This window comes from Rhodococcus sp. P4_B6, assembly GCF_056402215.1.
Map to the genome: position 1 here is coordinate 1 of NZ_JBFUHV010000034.1, position 16546 is coordinate 16546.

Annotated in this window: 15 protein-coding genes and 1 pseudogene; 11 read left to right on the plus strand and 5 right to left on the minus strand. The window is 67.0% G+C overall.

Annotated features, from left to right (window positions below; translation table 11 throughout):
- A pseudogene (locus tag AC1DWT_RS18420) lies at positions 1-217 on the plus strand (NF041680 family putative transposase); the annotation flags it as partial.
- Here AC1DWT_RS18420 and AC1DWT_RS18425 read toward each other — a convergent pair.
- Positions 183-2363, minus strand: a complete 2181-nt coding sequence (locus AC1DWT_RS18425; RefSeq protein WP_477921652.1) for an ATP-binding protein — start codon at positions 2361-2363, stop codon at positions 183-185. The pseudogene AC1DWT_RS18420 and the gene AC1DWT_RS18425 sit on opposite strands and share 35 nt — an antisense overlap.
- A 221-nt stretch (positions 2364-2584) precedes the next feature.
- Here AC1DWT_RS18425 and AC1DWT_RS18430 point away from each other — a divergent pair, with 221 nt between their 5' ends.
- Together AC1DWT_RS18430 and AC1DWT_RS18435 are read left to right on the plus strand one after the other, a co-directional pair.
- On the plus strand, positions 2585-4261 hold the full coding sequence (locus AC1DWT_RS18430; protein WP_206013981.1) for a flavin-containing monooxygenase: 1677 nt from the start codon (positions 2585-2587) through the stop codon (positions 4259-4261).
- 27 nt (positions 4262-4288) lie between these two features.
- A complete protein-coding gene (locus AC1DWT_RS18435; RefSeq protein WP_206013980.1) occupies positions 4289-5233 on the plus strand; it encodes an alpha/beta hydrolase in 945 nt (314 codons plus the stop codon).
- Between the two features lie 15 nt (positions 5234-5248).
- Here the strand turns inward: AC1DWT_RS18435 and AC1DWT_RS18440 are convergent, their stop codons facing one another.
- Together AC1DWT_RS18440 and AC1DWT_RS18445 are read right to left on the minus strand one after the other, a co-directional pair.
- The gene (locus AC1DWT_RS18440) at positions 5249-5833 is read right to left on the minus strand and encodes a GNAT family N-acetyltransferase (protein WP_206013979.1); all 585 of its coding nucleotides are present in this window, start codon (positions 5831-5833) and stop codon (positions 5249-5251) included.
- Complete coding sequence (locus AC1DWT_RS18445; RefSeq protein WP_477921655.1) at positions 5830-7191, minus strand: glycosyltransferase family 87 protein; 1362 nt, start codon at positions 7189-7191, stop codon at positions 5830-5832. Before AC1DWT_RS18445 ends, AC1DWT_RS18440 begins: the two co-directional genes overlap by 4 nt.
- A 196-nt stretch (positions 7192-7387) precedes the next feature.
- On the opposite strand from AC1DWT_RS18445, the gene rpsF reads away from it, so the two are divergent.
- The 6 genes from rpsF (at position 7388) to AC1DWT_RS18475 (ending at position 12533) form a co-directional block, all read left to right on the plus strand.
- Entirely contained in the window at positions 7388-7675 is a 288-nt protein-coding gene (gene rpsF / locus AC1DWT_RS18450) for a 30S ribosomal protein S6 (RefSeq protein ID WP_005249677.1), read from the plus strand.
- A 65-nt stretch (positions 7676-7740) separates the two neighbouring features.
- Complete coding sequence (locus tag AC1DWT_RS18455) at positions 7741-8262, plus strand: single-stranded DNA-binding protein (protein WP_012690423.1); 522 nt, start codon at positions 7741-7743, stop codon at positions 8260-8262.
- Between the two features lie 38 nt (positions 8263-8300).
- Positions 8301-8543, plus strand: a complete 243-nt coding sequence (rpsR, locus tag AC1DWT_RS18460; RefSeq protein ID WP_005249686.1) for a 30S ribosomal protein S18 — start codon at positions 8301-8303, stop codon at positions 8541-8543.
- 17 nt (positions 8544-8560) lie between these two features.
- Positions 8561-9016, plus strand: a complete 456-nt coding sequence (rplI, locus tag AC1DWT_RS18465) for a 50S ribosomal protein L9 (protein ID WP_072947285.1) — start codon at positions 8561-8563, stop codon at positions 9014-9016.
- 574 nt (positions 9017-9590) lie between these two features.
- Positions 9591-11738 carry a replicative DNA helicase gene (dnaB, locus tag AC1DWT_RS18470; RefSeq protein ID WP_072947314.1) on the plus strand — a complete coding sequence of 716 codons (2148 nt, stop codon included), beginning with the start codon at positions 9591-9593 and terminating at the stop codon, positions 11736-11738.
- 420 nt (positions 11739-12158) lie between these two features.
- A complete protein-coding gene (locus AC1DWT_RS18475; RefSeq protein WP_206013978.1) occupies positions 12159-12533 on the plus strand; it encodes a hypothetical protein in 375 nt (124 codons plus the stop codon).
- Between the two features lie 146 nt (positions 12534-12679).
- Here AC1DWT_RS18475 and AC1DWT_RS18480 read toward each other — a convergent pair whose 3' ends face one another.
- Positions 12680-13462 carry a DUF3109 family protein gene (locus AC1DWT_RS18480; protein WP_477921687.1) on the minus strand — a complete coding sequence of 261 codons (783 nt, stop codon included), beginning with the start codon at positions 13460-13462 and terminating at the stop codon, positions 12680-12682.
- Between the two features lie 325 nt (positions 13463-13787).
- Here AC1DWT_RS18480 and AC1DWT_RS18485 point away from each other — a divergent pair, with 325 nt between their 5' ends.
- Both AC1DWT_RS18485 and AC1DWT_RS18490 read left to right on the plus strand, forming a co-directional pair.
- The gene (locus tag AC1DWT_RS18485) at positions 13788-14648 is read left to right on the plus strand and encodes a GNAT family N-acetyltransferase (protein ID WP_095861531.1); all 861 of its coding nucleotides are present in this window, start codon (positions 13788-13790) and stop codon (positions 14646-14648) included.
- A gap of 274 nt (positions 14649-14922) precedes the next feature.
- On the plus strand, positions 14923-15258 hold the full coding sequence (locus tag AC1DWT_RS18490; protein WP_072947281.1) for a hypothetical protein: 336 nt from the start codon (positions 14923-14925) through the stop codon (positions 15256-15258).
- A 257-nt stretch (positions 15259-15515) separates the two neighbouring features.
- Here the strand turns inward: AC1DWT_RS18490 and AC1DWT_RS18495 are convergent, their stop codons facing one another.
- On the minus strand, positions 15516-16223 hold the full coding sequence (locus tag AC1DWT_RS18495; protein ID WP_095861533.1) for a cutinase family protein: 708 nt from the start codon (positions 16221-16223) through the stop codon (positions 15516-15518).
- Positions 16224-16546 lie beyond the last annotated feature (323 nt).

A 16546-nucleotide genomic window follows, 5' to 3' on the forward strand; every position in this document is an offset into this window, starting at 1 on the left:
TCCCACACCAACACGATTGACGCCGGCACAGGTTCGTCGAGGGTTTTCGCGCACCCGCGCGACGATGCCTGTTCCGGCCAGTGCACCGAAACCCAGTCGACCCGGACCCGGACGCCCACCCGGATCGAAAAACACCCACCGCGCACCGCATCACCACGTGGGCAAACGCGCCGAAACCAAAGCTAGAAAACCCGTCGGGGCCGCCTGCCCAGGTTAAAGATCAAGCTGAGACCCTGCGCGAGCAGTTCGGCGATCTCCTGTTCCCGTTTCGTCAGAGGCGACGCCTCGGCGACGGGCGCCGCCGCGTCCTCGGTCCGGGTGCCGAGCGCGAGATCGACCGCCTGCTCGATGGTGAGCCGGATCGCGGGCGTTGCGAGTTGGGCGAATTCGCCGGGCCCCACCATGCGGGCGGCGTCCCGCTCGGACGACTGCGAGTCGTCGGTGATCTGGGGGCCGAACGCCGCGACCGACGTGCCGAGCCGATGCCACACCCCCTTCGCGGCGCCGCACAGGGTCGCCGCCGCGTTCGCGTCGCCGCTCGACGTCGCCACCCACGACAGCACCTCGATCGACAGGGCCGTGCAGATCTTGTCCTTGAAGTCGCGTTGGATCCGCAGCGCCTGCTGGGCGGCGTCGACGGCGTCGTCGGCCCGGCCCAGGTGGAAGTACGCGACGCTCGAAACCCAGAGGGCGTAGGCCTTGTTCCACTTCTCGCCGTGCCGGTCCGCCACCGCGATCACGTCGCGGCACGTCTCCAGTGCGTCGTCGAGGCGGCCGTCGTAGGTCTGCGCCATGCCCAGTTCGAACGACGCCGTCAGAGCCGAGGCCGTGTCGCCGACGGCGCGGTGGACGGCGATCGCGTCACGGAACAGCAGGATCGCGTCGGCGGGGCAGCCGGAGAACACCGCGTGGATCCCCGCCCAGTGATCGGCGTGCGCGCGCAGTCGCTCGTCGCCGAGTGCCGTCGCGATCGCGGTGCATTCGTCGAGGTGTTCCCGCGCGGCGTCGCGGTCGCCCTGGATCAGCGCGGTCCACGCGGTCACCCACAGCACGTCGCCCCGCTCCCGGGTCGGTTCGGTGAGCCGCTGCAGGATCCGCTCGAGCCGGATCCGCCCGTCGGACAGGTTGCCGCCGGCGATCCAGTGATACCGCAGGGCGACGGCCAGTTCGGCGGCCGCGGCCCGCTGCGAGTCGTCGTGCAGGGCCCAGTCCAGGGCGGCGACGAGGTTGGGGTGGTCGATCCGCAGTTCCGCGAGCGTCTCGGATTGTCCTGGCCCGCACCAGTCGAGCGACGACCGGCGGGCGCGCTCCGAATAGTGCTCGAGGTGTCGCCGGTACATCTCGTCGCGCTCCCCGCTCAGCTCGAGGAGCTCGTGCCCGTACTCCCGAACCGTCATCAGTTGCGAGTAGCGGAGTCGCTCGGTCGAACGGTCGACGGTGACAAGGCATTTCCCGACGAGCCGATCGAGGACGTCGATGACCGGTGAGTCCGACAGCGCACCGAACCCGCTGATCGCCTCCGCGGCGTCGAGATCGAAGCTTCCGGGGAACACGGCGAGCCGGGACCACAGCAACCGCTCGGTGTCCGAGCACAGTTCGTAACTCCAGTCGATGAGGGCGCGCAGCGTCTGCTGACGGGGCAGTGCCGCCCGGTCGCCGCCGGTGAGGAGCGCGAAACGCTGGTCGAGGCGTTCGACGAGTTGCGACGCGGACAGCGACCGCATTCGGGCCGCGGCGAGTTCGATGGCGAGCGGGATCCCATCGAGCTGGTTGCACAACTGCGCGATGGCGGGGGCGTTCGCGTCGGTGAGGCGGAAGTCGGCGACGACGCCCTGCGCGCGCTCGACGAGCAACGACACCGATTCGAACGGGGCGATGTCCGCTGCGCGGCAGCCCTCGATATCACCCGGAGTGCTCAGCGGCGGAAGGAGGTACGTGAATTCGCCGGCGATTCCGAGCGGTTCGCGACTCGTGGTGAGGATCCGGACCTCCGGTGCCGAGGCGAGGACGGTGCCGACGAATTCGCTTGCGGCGGACAATAGGTGCTCACAGTTGTCGAGGACGATCAGCAGGTGCCGGGACTGCAGGTGGTCGATCACCTTGTCCATCACCGCACGGCTCGACTGGTCGGTGACGCCGAGGGCGGCCGCGGCGGCGGAGGGCAGTGCGTCGGGATCGCGGACGGGCGCGAGGTCGATCCACCGGACCGAGTCGCGGAAGGCGCGCGCCGAGCGGACCGCGAGTTCCTCGGCCAACCGCGTCTTGCCCACGCCGCCCGCGCCGAGCAGCGACACCAGCCGGGACTGTTGGAGTCGGGCGCGGGCTTCCTCGATCTCGCGCCGCCGGCCGATGAAGCTGGTCATCGACCTGGTGAGTTCTCTCGATCGAGTCAGCGGATGTCTCCCGTGTCCGGTCGGCCAGGTGTGGCACGAACCTACTCCCACCTGCTGTGACGGACAACACAGGTAATCAAGGGGGTGTTTCACCCCGTGTGGGGGTGCTGTGACGTGGGTCATTGTCGTTGGCATACCCCGGTTGCCCGCTCGACTCCAGCCGGAACCCATCGCCCCGAGGAGCCCAACACATGTCAAAGACCAATTCTTCCGCCGACGTCGATGTCGTCGTCGTGGGTGCCGGGTTCGCCGGCCTCTACGCGCTCCGCAAGCTGCGCGACACGATGAAGCTGTCGACGCGGGTGTTCGAGGCCGGTTCGGACGTGGGCGGCACCTGGTTCTGGAATCGGTACCCCGGCGCCCGCTGCGACATCGAGAGCGTCCACTACTCGTACTCGTTCGACGAGGATCTGCAGCAGGACTGGCAGTGGAGTGAGAGGTTCGCCGGACAACCGGAGATCCTCCGCTACCTCGAACACGTCGCCGACCGCTTCGACCTGCGGAAGGACATCACGTTCGACACCCGCGTGGTCGGCGTGCACTGGGACGACGAGAACTCGGTGTGGACGGTCCGCACCGACGACGGCGCCGTCGTCCGCAGCCGGTACTTCATCTCGGGGGCGGGCAACCTGTCCGTGCCGAAGACGCCGGAGTTCGGCGGCATCGACAACTTCCGCGGGGAGGTGCTGCTCACCGGCAACTGGCCGCGCGAAGGCGCCGACTTCACCGGCAAGCGGGTCGCCGTGATCGGGACCGGGGCCAGCGGCATCCAGGCCATCCCGTTCATCGCCGAGGACGCCGCCGAACTGGTCGTCTTCCAGCGCACCCCCAACTTCGCGACGCCCCTCGGCAACGGTCCGATCGACCCGGACGAGGTGGCCGAGATCAAGGGCAACTACGCGGACGTGCGGAACGCGGCCCGCAACCACTTCCTCGGCGTCCCGTTCGATCAGGTGCAGCCGTCCGCGCTCGCCGTCGACGCCGACGCGCGTCGCCGCACGTTCGACGAGCGCTGGAACGCCGGCGGGTTCCGGTTGTTCATCGACTCCTATCAGGACATCCTGTTCGACAAGGCGGCCAACGACACCATCGCCGACTACATCCGGGAGCGGATCCTCGAGCGGGTCCAGGACCCGGCGAAGGCGGCGACACTGGCCCCGACCGGCTACGCGTACGGCACCAAACGTCCCCCGCTCGAGACCAACTACTACGAGGCGTTCAACCGCGACTCGGTGAGCGTCGTCGACGTGAAGACCACGCCGATCGACGAGATCACGCCGACCGGAGTCCGGGTCGGTGACCGCGTCTACGAGGTCGACACCATCGTGCTCGCAACCGGATTCGACGCCATGACCGGCCCGCTGATGGCGATGGACATCCGCGGTCGGGGCGGTCTGCCGTTGGCCGAGAAGTGGGAGCACGGACCCAGGACGTACCTCGGCATCATGGTCAACGAGTTCCCGAACCTGTTCGTCATCACCGGGCCGCAGTCGCCGTCGGTGCTCTACAACATGCCACTCGCCATCGAGGACCACGTCGACTTCGCGACCGACGCGATCGACTACCTGGACCGCCGCGGCCTCGACGTCATCGAGCCCACGCCGCAGGCCGAAAGCGAGTGGGGTGCTTTGACCAACGACATCGCCAACCAGACCCTGCTGCCGGAGACGAACTCCTGGTACATGGGCGCGAACATTCCCGGCAAGCCCCGTGCCTGCATGGTCTATCTCGGCGGCGCCCCCACCTACCGGGCCACCTGCGAGGACGTCGTCGCCGGCGGCTACTCCGGCTTCGCGCTCACCCGGGCGGAGGCCCGCGTGGCCTCCCCCGCCGGGCAGCGTGTCCGCCGGGCTTCCACAGTGTCCTGACCCCGAACCCCGACAGAGGAGACCGACATGGCACTCGATTCACACGCAGCCGACCTGATCGCCGGACTACAGGCGCAGCGGCTGAAGGCGTTCGAGCACAGCACCGTGGAGGAGGTGCGGGCGGTGGTGGCGACGTTCACCGGACTGCAGGCGCAGCCCGAACCCGTCGCCCGCGTGGTGGACGCGCACTACGAGAGCGGCGGAGCGCAGATCGCGCTGCGGGTCTACATCCCCGAGGGGCAGGCGCCGCACCCGGTGGTCCTGTACTTCCACGGCGGCGGATTCGTCGCGGGCGACCTCGACGTCGTCGACGAACCCGCACGCGCGGTCGCGAACGGCGCAGGCGCGATCGTCGTCGTCGCGACGTACCGGCGCGCCCCGGAACACCGGTTCCCGGCCGCCGCCGACGACGCGGCGGCCGCCCTGCAGTGGGTGGCGGCCAACGTCGGGACGTACGGCGGTGACCCCGGCAACGTCGTCGTCATGGGTGACAGCGCCGGCGGCAACCTGGCGGCGGTCACCGCGCTGCGCGCACGCGACGAGGACGGGCCGCGGCTGCGAGGGCAGGTGCTGATCTATCCGGTGATCGACCCGAACGCGGAGTTCCCCTCCCGGCGGGAGTTCGCCGAGGGATACGTGATCGGCGCCGGCGACCTCGACTGGTTCTGGAGCAACTACCTGCGCTCGCCCGAGGACGCGACTCATCCGTACGCCGTCCCGAGCCGCGCCGCGAGCCTCGAGGGACTTCCGCCCGCGCTCGTGCTCACCACCGAGAACGAGGTGGCCCGCGACGAGGCCGAGGCGTACGCCGGGGCGCTGCGGCAGGCGGGTGTCGACACGGAGGCGATCCGCTTCGACGGACTCCTCCACGGCGCGTTCTGGATGTCCGGGGCGGTTCCGCGCAGCAGCGAAATGCGCTCGGCCGTCGTCGAGTTCGTGAAGCGGGTGACGGCCACCGCGCCCGTCCTGTGACGTGACCCGGCCGCGTCAGCCCTCGACTCGCGCCTCGAGTCGGGGGCAGAGGCGCGGCCATTCCTCGTCGACCATCGAGAACAGGGCGGTGTTGCGCCACGATCCGTCGCGGCGGCGCCGGTGTTTGTGCAGGATGCCCTCGAACTCGGCACCCAGCTTGGCGATGGCGCCGCGGGAGTGGGCGTTGCGCTCGTCGGTGTGCCATTCGACGCGGACGGCGCCGAGGTCCTCGAACGCCCGCCGCAGCAACAGCAGTTTCGATTCCGGGTTGATCAGCGTTCCCTGCGCGGAACGCGACAACCAGGTGTGCCCGATCGCGAGACTGCGGTTCTTCGGGTCGATCAGATACAGCGACGTCGAACCGACGATCCGCCCGGCGTGAACGTCGATCTGCGCGTACGCCAACCGGGTCGGATCCTCGTCGGCGCCGCGGACGAACGCCGCGGCGTCGTCACGGTCGGCGATGGCGACGGACGTCCAGTGGAAGATGCGGGGGTCGTCGACCGCGTCCAGCAGGCCGTCGACGTGGTTCTCGCCCAGCGGTTCGAGGCGTACGTGCCGTCCGGTGAGAGTGGGATGCGCGAACCAGGATTCGCTCATCGCGCCGGCTCGGGAGATTTCAGCATCGGCCGCCGGCCGGACCCCGGACCGGTGCGCCCGCGGACGGGCGGATGCCGGAGAGTCGCGCGCAGAAACACGAAGAACAGCACCACCAGCAGTCCCGCCCGACCCCACACCCCGAACTTCACCAGCACCWCGAACGTCGACGCGTCCGTCTGGGCGGCGAGGGCGCCGAAGTACTTGAAGACGCCGATCCCCATCGACAGGTCGGCCACGAGATACGCGGCGACGAGCCCCCACGGGACGCGCAGCAGCACGAAGAACGGGATCAGCCACAGCGTGTACTGCGGCGAATGAACCTTGTGCAGCAGCAGGAATCCGCACAGCATGGCGGCGCTGACGGCGATCCACGGGTACACGCCGTCGCGGTGGAATCGCAACCAGCCGAGTCGCAGGGCGATCGCGAACGCGGCGCACACGAGGAGCGGCGACAGCAGGCTCACCGTCTGGTCGTACGCGGGGAGCGGGACGTCGTCGGCGACCGGCCCGAACAGCGGACGCAGCCCCCAGTACCAGATGGAGTTGGTGGTGAGATCGGCCTGACGGTTCTCCTGGAACGTGAACGACGCCCGCCATCCGCTGTAGGAGATGAGGGCGAACGGCAGGTTCACCGCCACCACCGTGGTGATCGCGGCGACCGCGACCAGCACCGCGCCGCGCACGTCGTAGCGTCGCTCCGCGGTGCCGTTCCGGGTGAGGACGTACGCGATCAGCGGCAGCACGAACGCACCCGGATACAGCTTCAGGCAGAACCCGACGGCGAGGAGCACCGCCGCGAGGACAGCGCGGGTGCGGAGCGGGATCCGTTCGAGTGTCATGACGAAGATCGCGGCCACCGACGTCGCGACCACCGGCAGTTCCCAGTTGTGGAAGGCGTACAGCACCAGCGGCGGCGTCGCCGACCACAGCAGCGCCCACCAGCCGGCCAGCCGTCCCAGCATCCACGCCGTGAGCAGGCCGAACGGCGCGAGGATCAGCGCCGAGTGCAGCAGGAAGTCGGCGTCGGTGTGCGAACCGATGCCGCCGAGCCACATCAGCACGCCACTCAGCACCGGGTACTCGACGGTGCCGCCGGTGAGGACGCCGTCGGCGTTGATCCCCCCGGTGATGTACGGGAAAACGTGCAGGTTGACGTCGCGGCCGAGCCACAGGAACTGGATGTCGGAATAGCAGACCTGCGTGTCCTTGATGCGGTCGAAGATCAGGCTGCGCCCGACGCCGTCGAACGGCGCCCCCGCGCACCGCGCCTTCTGCAGGTAGCCGGCGAGCATGGCGAGGCCCGCCAACCCGACGACGACCGCCGTGATCGGCGACCGCTGCCGAGCTCCGATATGCATGAATCCACACTAGGGCGCTCCGCGCCCCGTGCGCCTTTCTGGTAGCCACAACTACCAAAAAGGCGCACAGGGCATTGCCCAATTTCGCTGGTCAGGGGCTCGTCGTGTACCCTGCAAAGGTTGCTGACGCAACGACCCTCCTGCCACGGACAGTCCGTGGCCGTTTTCACTAGTCCATAGGAGGTGATGAGGTCTTATGCGTCATTACGAATTGATGGTCATCCTTGACCCCAGCCTGGACGAGCGCACTGTTGCTCCTTCGCTGGATACGTTCCTCAATGTTGTTCGCCAGGACGGCGGCAAGATCGACAAGGTCGATGTCTGGGGTAAGCGTCGTCTCGCCTACGAGATCCTGAAGCACAGCGAAGGCATCTACGCGGTGATCGACATCAGCGCTACGCCCGCCACCGTCGCGGAGCTCGATCGTCAGCTCGGTCTGAACGAGTCGGTGCTGCGTACGAAGGTTCTGCGCCACAACAAGTGATTTCTGTCGGTCACCAGCCCTAGGCTCGTGCCCAACCGAACTCCACATTCTGCAGGAGGAACCATATGGCAGGCGACACCGTCATCACCGTCATCGGAAACTTGACGGCTGATCCGGAGCTTCGATTCACCCCCGCGGGTGCCGCGGTCGCGAACTTCACTGTCGCGTCCACGCCCCGCACCTTCGACCGTCAGACCAATGAATGGAAAGACGGCGAAGCACTGTTTCTGCGTTGCAACATCTGGCGCGAGGCAGCCGAGAACGTCGCGGAGAGTTTGACCCGTGGCTCGCGAGTGATCGTGAGCGGCCGGCTCAAGCAGCGCTCCTACGAAACTCGTGAAGGTGAAAAGCGCACTGTCGTCGAGCTCGAGGTCGACGAGATCGGCCCCTCGCTGAGGTACGCCACGGCCAAGGTCAACAAGGCCAACCGTGGTGGCGGCGGCGGTGGAGGCTTCGGTTCCTCCGGCGGATCGGGCGGCGGACGTCCGCAATCCAATACCGGCGGAGATGATCCGTGGGGCAGCGCGCCGCAGGCGTCCGGCTCCTTCGGAGGCTCTGGTGGTGGGAGCGACGAACCCCCGTTCTGATCCGTACCTGATCGGAACATCCAGAAAAGAGCAAACAAATGCCGAAGCCGCCCTTGCGCGACAAGGTAATGAAGAAGAAGATCTGCATCTTCTGCAAAGAGAAGAACACGCAGATCAACTACAAGGACACGACGCTGCTGCGTAAGTACGTCAGCGACCGCGGCAAGATCCGTGCGCGCCGTGTCACCGGCAACTGCGTCCAGCACCAGCGCGACGTTGCCATTGCCGTCAAGAACTCACGTGAGGTGGCGTTGCTGCCTTACGCCACCGTGGCTCGCTAAGGAAAGGGAGGAAAGACATGAAGCTCATCCTCACCGCTGACGTGGACAACCTCGGTGCGCCTGGCGACACCGTCGAGGTCAAGGACGGCTACGGCCGCAACTACCTGCTGCCCCGCGGCCTGGCCATCGTCGCCACCCGTGGCGCCGAGAAGCAGGTCGAAGGCATCCGTCGTGCGCAGGAAGCCCGCGCCGTGCGCGGTCTCGACCACGCCAAGGAGCTCAAGGCCGCCATCGAGGGCATCGAGAACATCTCGCTGACGGTCAAGACCGCCGGTGACTCGGGCAAGCTCTTCGGTTCGGTTACCGCCGCCGACGTCGCCGCTGCCATCAAGGCTGCCGGTGGACCCGTCGTCGACAAGCGCAGCCTGGAGCTGCCGAAGGCTCACATCAAGGCGACCGGCAAGCACGCCGTCGTCGTGAACCTGCACCCCGACGTGGTTGCGAAGTTCCACCTGAACGTCGTCGGCGCCTAGTCGACCCGTTCACACACAGGCCCCCCGGACGCCTTGGCGTGCGGGGGGCCTGCGCTTGTCGATTCCGGCTCTCAGCCGCCCTCTCCGGCCCGTTTTCGCGGGTGTGAAGCATGCAGAGGAGCGGCTTCCAGGTGTGTCTGGAAGTTAGCCGCCCGCGCCGGAGATCTGTGAGGTGAATCATATTGCCACCCGGGGGCGACCAACTCAACACGCCCGAGTCGTCAATGCGAAAGACACGCCGAACGGGTTTTCATCCACAGTTGTGAGAATCCAAAAAATGGCTCTGAGCTGGGTACTTGGGATTGTGATATGCACTTATCCTCAGGTTGTCCCCATGGGGTTAACAAACGTACCCAGCGGTTTACACAATTTGTCCCCAGCTGTGTACACAGGCTGGTTTGAACACCGGGTAGCTAATCCCTAACGTCGTCCCGGCGTGTCTCGCGATCACGACGCCGGCTGCCAGGAAGAGCCTGCGAAGGTTGTCGGTGGGGGCGAGTACAAAGAGTTCGTAGCACCAACACCGGGAAGCTTTTCCCGGGGCGGCGCAACAGTGATGGGGAAGGTCGGTCGAGTGGCTGTAGTAGACGATCGGGGCCATTCCGAATACCCGGGTCCGCCCGACGCGGAGCCCGGTGAAGAGTTCGGTCGGCAGCCCCCGCAGGACATGGCGGCGGAGCAGTCGGTGCTCGGCGGCATGCTCCTCAGCAAGGACGCCATCGCAGACGTGCTCGAGGTGCTCCGTCCCGGCGACTTCTACCGTCCCGCGCATCAGTCGGTGTACGACGTGATCCTGGACCTCTACAGTCGCGGTGAGCCCGCCGACCCGGTGACGGTGTCCGCGGAACTGGATCGCCGCGGTGAGCTCCGTCGCATCGGCGGCGCGCCCTACCTGGTGACGCTCACCCAGACGGTGCCCACCGCCGCCAACGCCGGCTACTACGCCGAGATCGTGGCGGAGAAGGCCATCCTGCGTCGCCTCGTCGACGCAGGCACCCGCATCGTCCAGTACGGCTACACCGGAGCCGACGGACAGGACGTCGCCGAGGTCGTCGACCGTGCGCAGGCCGAGATCTTCGAGGTCACCGAACGCCGCACCACCGAGGACTTCGTCCCCCTCGAGGAGCTCCTGCAGCCCACGATGGACGAGATCGACTCCATCGCCAGCCGCGGCGGCATCTCCCTCGGCGTCCCCACCGGCTTCGTCGAACTCGACGAGATCACCAACGGCCTCCACCCCGGGCAGATGATCATCGTCGCGGCGCGGCCCGGTGTAGGTAAGGCGCTCGCCCTCGACACTCCCCTGGCCACGCCCACCGGCTGGACCACCATGGGTGACGTCCAGGTCGGCGACCACCTCATCGACGCCGACGGCAAGCCCACCCGCGTCGTTGCCGCCACCGACGTCATGGTCGGCCGGCCCTGCTACGAGGTGGAGTTCTCCGACGGCACCGTCCTCGTCGCCGACGAGCAGCATCAGTGGTTGACGGGCGTCGACGGGCGGGGCGCCGTGCGCACCACCGCTCAGATCGCCGGATCGATCGACCTCGGGCACAAGGTCGCGCACACACGCGCGTTGCAGCTGCCGACGTCGACCGTGCACGTCGACCCCTACGCCCTGGGCGCCTCGCTCACTGTCGGGGGCAAGCGAATCCCGGCGGAACTGTTGCGTGGGTCGGAATCGGAGCGTCGCGAGTTGCTGGCCGGCCTGCTCGATGCCGCAGGGTCGGTCGCCGACGACGGCGCGGTGCGGTTCCAGACCGGGAATCCCCCGTTGTCGCAGGATCTCGCCGAACTCGTCGTCAGCCTGGGATACGACTGCCGTCCGATCGACGGCGGGGTCACGTTCTACGCCGACGACGAGGTGTTCCAGCTTCATCGGAAGGCCATCCAGCACAAGGAACTTCGCGGCGAGGTGAGTGGTTTCCGCCGCATCGTCGCGGTACGTCCGATCGACAGTGTCGCAGTGCGGTGCGTCGAGGTCGACAATGCCGACCATCTGTATCTGGCGGGTCGTTCGATGGTGCCCACCCACAACTCCACGCTCGGCATGGACTTCCTGCGTTCCTGCTCGGTGAAGCACGGCATGGCCAGCGTCATGTTCTCCCTCGAGATGAGCAAGACCGAGATCGTCATGCGTCTGCTGTCGGCGGAGGCGAAGATCAAACTCGGCGACATGCGCTCCGGCAAGATGACCGACGACGACTGGACGAAACTCGCTCGCCGTATGAGTGAGATCAGTGAGGCGCCGCTGTTCATCGACGACTCCCCCAACCTGACCATGATGGAGATCCGTGCAAAAGCGCGGCGGCTCAAGCAGAAACACGACATCAAACTGATCGTCATCGACTACCTGCAGCTGATGAGCTCGGGTAAGAAGGTTGAGTCGCGTCAGCAGGAAGTCTCCGAATTCTCCCGAAGCCTCAAGCTCTTGGCGAAGGAACTCGAAGTTCCCGTGGTCGCGATCTGCCAGCTGAACCGTGGTCCCGAGCAGCGGCAAGATAAGCGCCCGCAGGTTGCTGACCTGCGTGAATCGGGATCGCTCGAGCAGGATGCCGACATGGTGATCCTCCTTTACCGCCCCGACGCGACCGAACGCGACGACCCCCGCGGCGGCGAGGCCGACCTCATCCTCGGCAAGCACCGAAACGGCCCGACCGCGACGATCACTGTGGCGCACCAGCTTCACCTGTCCAAGTTCGTGGACATGGCGAGAGGTTAGGCAGCAGCCATCTGAGGCGCCGCCCTCCGTTGCAGAGAGAATGAGGGCGGTCCACTGCGCTGAACCGGTAATCCGCGACATCGCCCCACGTGGCCTAGCCCTCTGCGTTTCCGACATGGTCGACGACGAGCGATTCGGCTCGGCGGCGGGCGGGGGTGCGCGCGGAGTCGTGCTCACGGGCGGGGGTCGACATGTCCGACTCCGGTGCAGCGACTGCCTGTGGTCTGTGAGAAGCCGGCCACATCTGTTCCGGGTAGGCGAAAACGGGGTCGTGCGGTACCCCCGGAACCGCCACCCAGGGGTGATCTTCCACCCCCTGTCGGGTCGCCGATCACCCCCTCGGGGGTGTTATCGAACGGCGGCTTCCGGCGAAAACTAGTGGTCGTCCGAGAACCACCCCCGAACTTCAGGAGCCACAGAATGTCCTCGATCACAACACGCACCGCAGCCTCAGCAGCGATCGGCGTCGCCCTCGGCTTCGGTGCCGTGCTGGCCCAGGGCGCCACCGCCGCCGCCGCACCCGCGGATGGCGCCGCCCCGCAGGTCCCGTACACCGTCCAGGTGCGCGACCGCATCGGATGCGCCAACGCGTGGCCCATGGTCGCCTGCGATGCCCCCGACGAGGACGTTCCCGAGCAGGTCGAACTCTACGAACCGGGCACCACACTCACCGAGCCGGGCGGCGTCGACCTCTTCGGGTCCTCCAGCGCCCCGTACCACGCCGCGAACTACCCCCTCGAACCCGACGACGGCGTGATCTCCCATTCCCTCGACCCCGACATGCCCTGGATGTGACCACCGCCGGCTCCGGCGCCGAGTTCCCCCCGCCGCCGGAGCCCATCTGTGACGCGACGCCGAGAGTGTCCGCCGGTACGTCGACCCTGCCGAAGATGCACACAACGGGGTGACCGGGGTCGCCATCCTCAGGGACCGCCGCTCCGTTACCGGGAATTCTTCTCGGCGACCGCGGTCGCCGGGTGCACGGCGATCAGGCCGAGACCTTCGCGTCGCTTGCACAGCCGCGCCAACTCCCGATACGCGGCCTCACCGAGCAACTCGGTGAGCTCCGGCGCATACGACTCCCACACCGCCTTGGCTCCGACATGCGCATCCGGCGAGCCGGAGCAGTACCAGTCCAGATCCGATCCGCCCTCACCCCAACCGCGGCGGTCGTACTCGGTGATCGTCGTCTTCAGGACCTGCTCACCGTCGGGTCGCTCCACCCATTCGTGGGTCCGCCGGATCGGCAGCTGCCAGCACACGTCCGGCTTCACCTCGAGCGGCTCGATCCCACGCCGCAGYGCCATCGAATGCAACGCGCACCCGATCCCACCCTCGAAGCCGGGACGGTTGAGGAAGATGCACGCGCCCTTGTAGCGGCGGGTACGCAGCGCCGGCTYGTCCTCGAGCTCATCCTCCTCGATGTACCCCKKCTYCCCGAGACCCTCCTTCCTGAACTGCCAATCCTCAGGTCTGAGCAGCTTCACCGACTCGTGCAACCTCTCGACATCYTCCTCGTCGGTCAAGAACGCGCCGTGCGAGCAGCAGCCGTCGTCGGGTCGGCCCGCGATGATGCCCTGGCAGGCCGGGGTGCCGAACACACAGGTCCAGYGYGAGAGCAGCCACGTCATGTCCGCGGCGATGAGATGCTCGGCGTCGTCGGGATCGAGGAACTCGACCCATTCCCGAGCGAAGTCGAGCGCAACCTCGGGGCTGGGCGCCATCTTGTGCGCACGCCGCGCACTACCTGCTGTCACAAACCCCCACGCTAGCCAACCCACATAACAGCCAAGGACTGATCCGATCCCCGTCCGGGATCAAACAATGCCGCCACGAATCGCGCCGATACGCCAGGGAGACCACCGCTGCGATAGACGACCGATCAACCCCAGCACCATTGCCGCACAACGGACAACCGTTGATGGGCACAGCCCACAACGTCTGGCGCCCGCGCCCCGTGGAGCGTCGGCCGTTGCCTCAACAGATGAACCCACCTCTGAAGCCGCCATTAGCGGTCACCGTCGGCAACGCACGCGCGACAATAGGTCAATGACCGAGCTGCAGATCCGCGAGGCGACGCCGGACGATGCCCAGATGTGTGGGCGAATCATGTTCGACGCCTTCGAGGCGCTCGCCACGCGCCATCACTTTCCGATCGAAGCGGGCACACCCGAACTCGCCGACTTCCAGATCAAGGCGATGCTGGACACCGACGGCATCTACGGCCTGGTTGCCGAGCGTGACGGCCACATCGTCGGCAGTGCCCTACAGGACGAGCGCGGAAAGATCGTCGGCATCGGACCCGTCAGTGTCGACCCGGTGGCATCGGACGCGGGGGCGGGCCGTGCGCTGATGAATGCTCTGCTCGAGCGATCGCGAGAGCGTGAGGTCGCGGGCGTGCGGCTGGTACAGACGACGTACAACTATCGGTCCTTCTCCCTGTACGCCAAGCTCGGCTTTGCCGTCCGTGAGCTGTTGTCCGTCTTCCAGGGAACAGCACATGGGTCCGCGATACCCGGCGCAGTCGTACGTGCAGCGACACCGGACGACATCGCCGCCTGCGACGAGATCTGTCGGCAGGTGCACGGCCACGACCGCCACGGCGAGCTGCAGCAGTGGGTCGGTGCCGGAACCGCCCGCGTGGTCGAGCGTGGCGGCCGGATCACCGGCTATGCGACGGGTTTCGGCTACATCTGGCATGCGGTTGGCCAGGCCGACGACGACGTCATCGCACTGCTGGCCGGCGCCGACGAGTTCACCGGACTCGGGTTCCTCGTGCCCTCACGCAATACCCGCCTCATGGCCTGGTGCTTCGATGCCGGGCTGCAGCTCGTCCAGCAGTCGACGCTGATGACGACCGGGCTCTACAACGAGCCGCAAGGCGCGTGGCTGCCGTCGATCGGCTACTAGTGGCCCAGGAGTCGACCGGGGCGGCCGTTCCAGTCGTATCGAAATGCGCGAATCCCCGCGGGCCGCGCGACAGCTCAAAAGATATGATGGGAATGGACTCGCAATCGGGCTGCCTTGGAGCGCCACACTGAGCGGGCATCCGGGGCAACCGAGGCGGTCACGTACAACAGCAGCGCGACACGGCACGATGCTGGCTCACGATCAACGCGCGAACGGCGTCACTCGCGGGGTGCCGTATCCGACGGCTTCAATTCATGCCGATGGAGCACCGACAATGAACACAACCACGAAGGCACGCACGAAAAGCCTTCTGATCAGGCTAGCGGTGGCCGGATCGATCGTCACGTTACCGGCGGGACTCGCCGCCGCACCCGCGGTGGCCTCGGTCGCCGCACCCGCGGTGGCGTCCGCCGCCGCATCGACCGCCCCGCCGGGGCAGGACCCGTGCGATCCCAACAACAACTGGCTGCTGCCGCCGGACCAAATTCAGCAGCAGATGAAYATGTGCGGCAACAATGGCGGCCAAATGCAACGGGAYCGGAACCGCGAGCAAAATAACCCGCCGGCACCCTTCAGGATGTCTCCGCCGCCGATGTTCGGCTCCTCCTGACGCGGACACCCACCCCGCGGTTCCGGCGCGACCCGGCCCACGAACGCCTGGCGGCTCGCGGGCAGCGGACTCTCGCGCGCGAAACGCGGGGTCTCACGCCAAGGCACAGGAGGGCGTCCCGGCGGGCTGACAGTTGATCCCCCGCCTGCGGACAGCTGATCTCCCTGTCCGCGATCAGGTGATCTCCATCGAGGCGCGTCCGACGCGCGCCAGCCCATCCTCGAGATCTGAGGCGATGCACCAAGCCCGCGGACCGACTAGAGGCGAGCGGCGGCGAACTGTGCAGCCGCAATGGTCATCCCGTTCACGGGATACAACGCGTGCACGGCATTGGGGCGCCCCAGAGGGGCACCATCGCAGATGTTGTCGCCGGGAGCGCACAAATCGATTGCCTTAGGACCGTACAGCGGCCCGACAACGATCGGCGGACTGCCTGCATCACGCATAAACCGCTCCGACGGTTTTCCGAAGAAGACGACCGCGGCAACGTGGCTCGCCACATCCGGCGATAACGGCCCGGGTAGGCCTAACTCCGTGGGTAATCCGGCTGGATTTCCGTCTGCGGTGACAAACCCTGCCACAGCCGCACCTTGAGAGTAACCGCCCACTACCATCCTCGTGCCGGGGCAATTTGTCGCCATGAACTGAATCCGAGAATGCATGTCCCGCATCCCGTCGACGAAGGTGCGGACAAACGCTTGCCGATCATCAAAATTGCTACCGGCAGGGTAGTTGACGGCGTACACCCCGATCGACCGCGCGCCCGCGAACAAGCGCAGTGATTCGACGAATGAAAGTCCTGTGATGCCCACGCCATCCGGTTGATCCGTACCACGGGCGAACGCCACCTCGACATCGGGACATGGCTGGGCGGACGCGAGCGGGGGTTCGACGGGTACGACAAGCAGCGCCGCAAACGCCAGCATCGCCGTACACAGGAATCGAGCGAGCGTGCGTGTCGCCATGAGGTAAACACTACATTCAGTCCCGACCCGATCAAGCTTCCTTTGCCGACTCGGGAACCGTTCGCCACCGACCGGTCGATTACCACACGTCCAGTGCACACCCGGTCCCCCGAGCCCGGCCCCACCCTCGGCGACAATCCCGCAGTGCCACCCGGTCAGACGGTGAAGAATTCGCTCAGGCCCATGCTGTGGAGTGCGCGGCGGTAGGCGACGGAGCCTGCGGTCGGCGGGTGCGACGGAGTGATGCACATGCTCGCTGCCCTCGATTTGTGTAGCGGCAGACTGTATTACCGGATCAGGCCGCGTAAGCGATCGGGCGAGTT

Excerpts from the sequence above, each read along its gene's own strand:
- AC1DWT_RS18425 (WP_477921652.1), bottom strand. The coding sequence starts at position 2,363 with ATGACCAGCTTCATCGGCCGGCGGCGCGAGATCGAGGAAGCCCGCGCC.
- AC1DWT_RS18430 (WP_206013981.1), top strand. The coding sequence starts at position 2,585 with ATGTCAAAGACCAATTCTTCCGCCGACGTCGATGTCGTCGTCGTGGGT.
- AC1DWT_RS18435 (WP_206013980.1), top strand. The coding sequence starts at position 4,289 with ATGGCACTCGATTCACACGCAGCCGACCTGATCGCCGGACTACAGGCG.
- AC1DWT_RS18440 (WP_206013979.1), bottom strand. The coding sequence starts at position 5,833 with ATGAGCGAATCCTGGTTCGCGCATCCCACTCTCACCGGACGGCACGTA.
- rpsF (WP_005249677.1), top strand. The coding sequence starts at position 7,388 with ATGCGTCATTACGAATTGATGGTCATCCTTGACCCCAGCCTGGACGAG.
- AC1DWT_RS18455 (WP_012690423.1), top strand. The coding sequence starts at position 7,741 with ATGGCAGGCGACACCGTCATCACCGTCATCGGAAACTTGACGGCTGAT.
- rpsR (WP_005249686.1), top strand. The coding sequence starts at position 8,301 with ATGCCGAAGCCGCCCTTGCGCGACAAGGTAATGAAGAAGAAGATCTGC.
- rplI (WP_072947285.1), top strand. The coding sequence starts at position 8,561 with ATGAAGCTCATCCTCACCGCTGACGTGGACAACCTCGGTGCGCCTGGC.
- AC1DWT_RS18475 (WP_206013978.1), top strand. The coding sequence starts at position 12,159 with ATGTCCTCGATCACAACACGCACCGCAGCCTCAGCAGCGATCGGCGTC.
- AC1DWT_RS18485 (WP_095861531.1), top strand. The coding sequence starts at position 13,788 with ATGACCGAGCTGCAGATCCGCGAGGCGACGCCGGACGATGCCCAGATG.
- AC1DWT_RS18495 (WP_095861533.1), bottom strand. The coding sequence starts at position 16,223 with ATGGCGACACGCACGCTCGCTCGATTCCTGTGTACGGCGATGCTGGCG.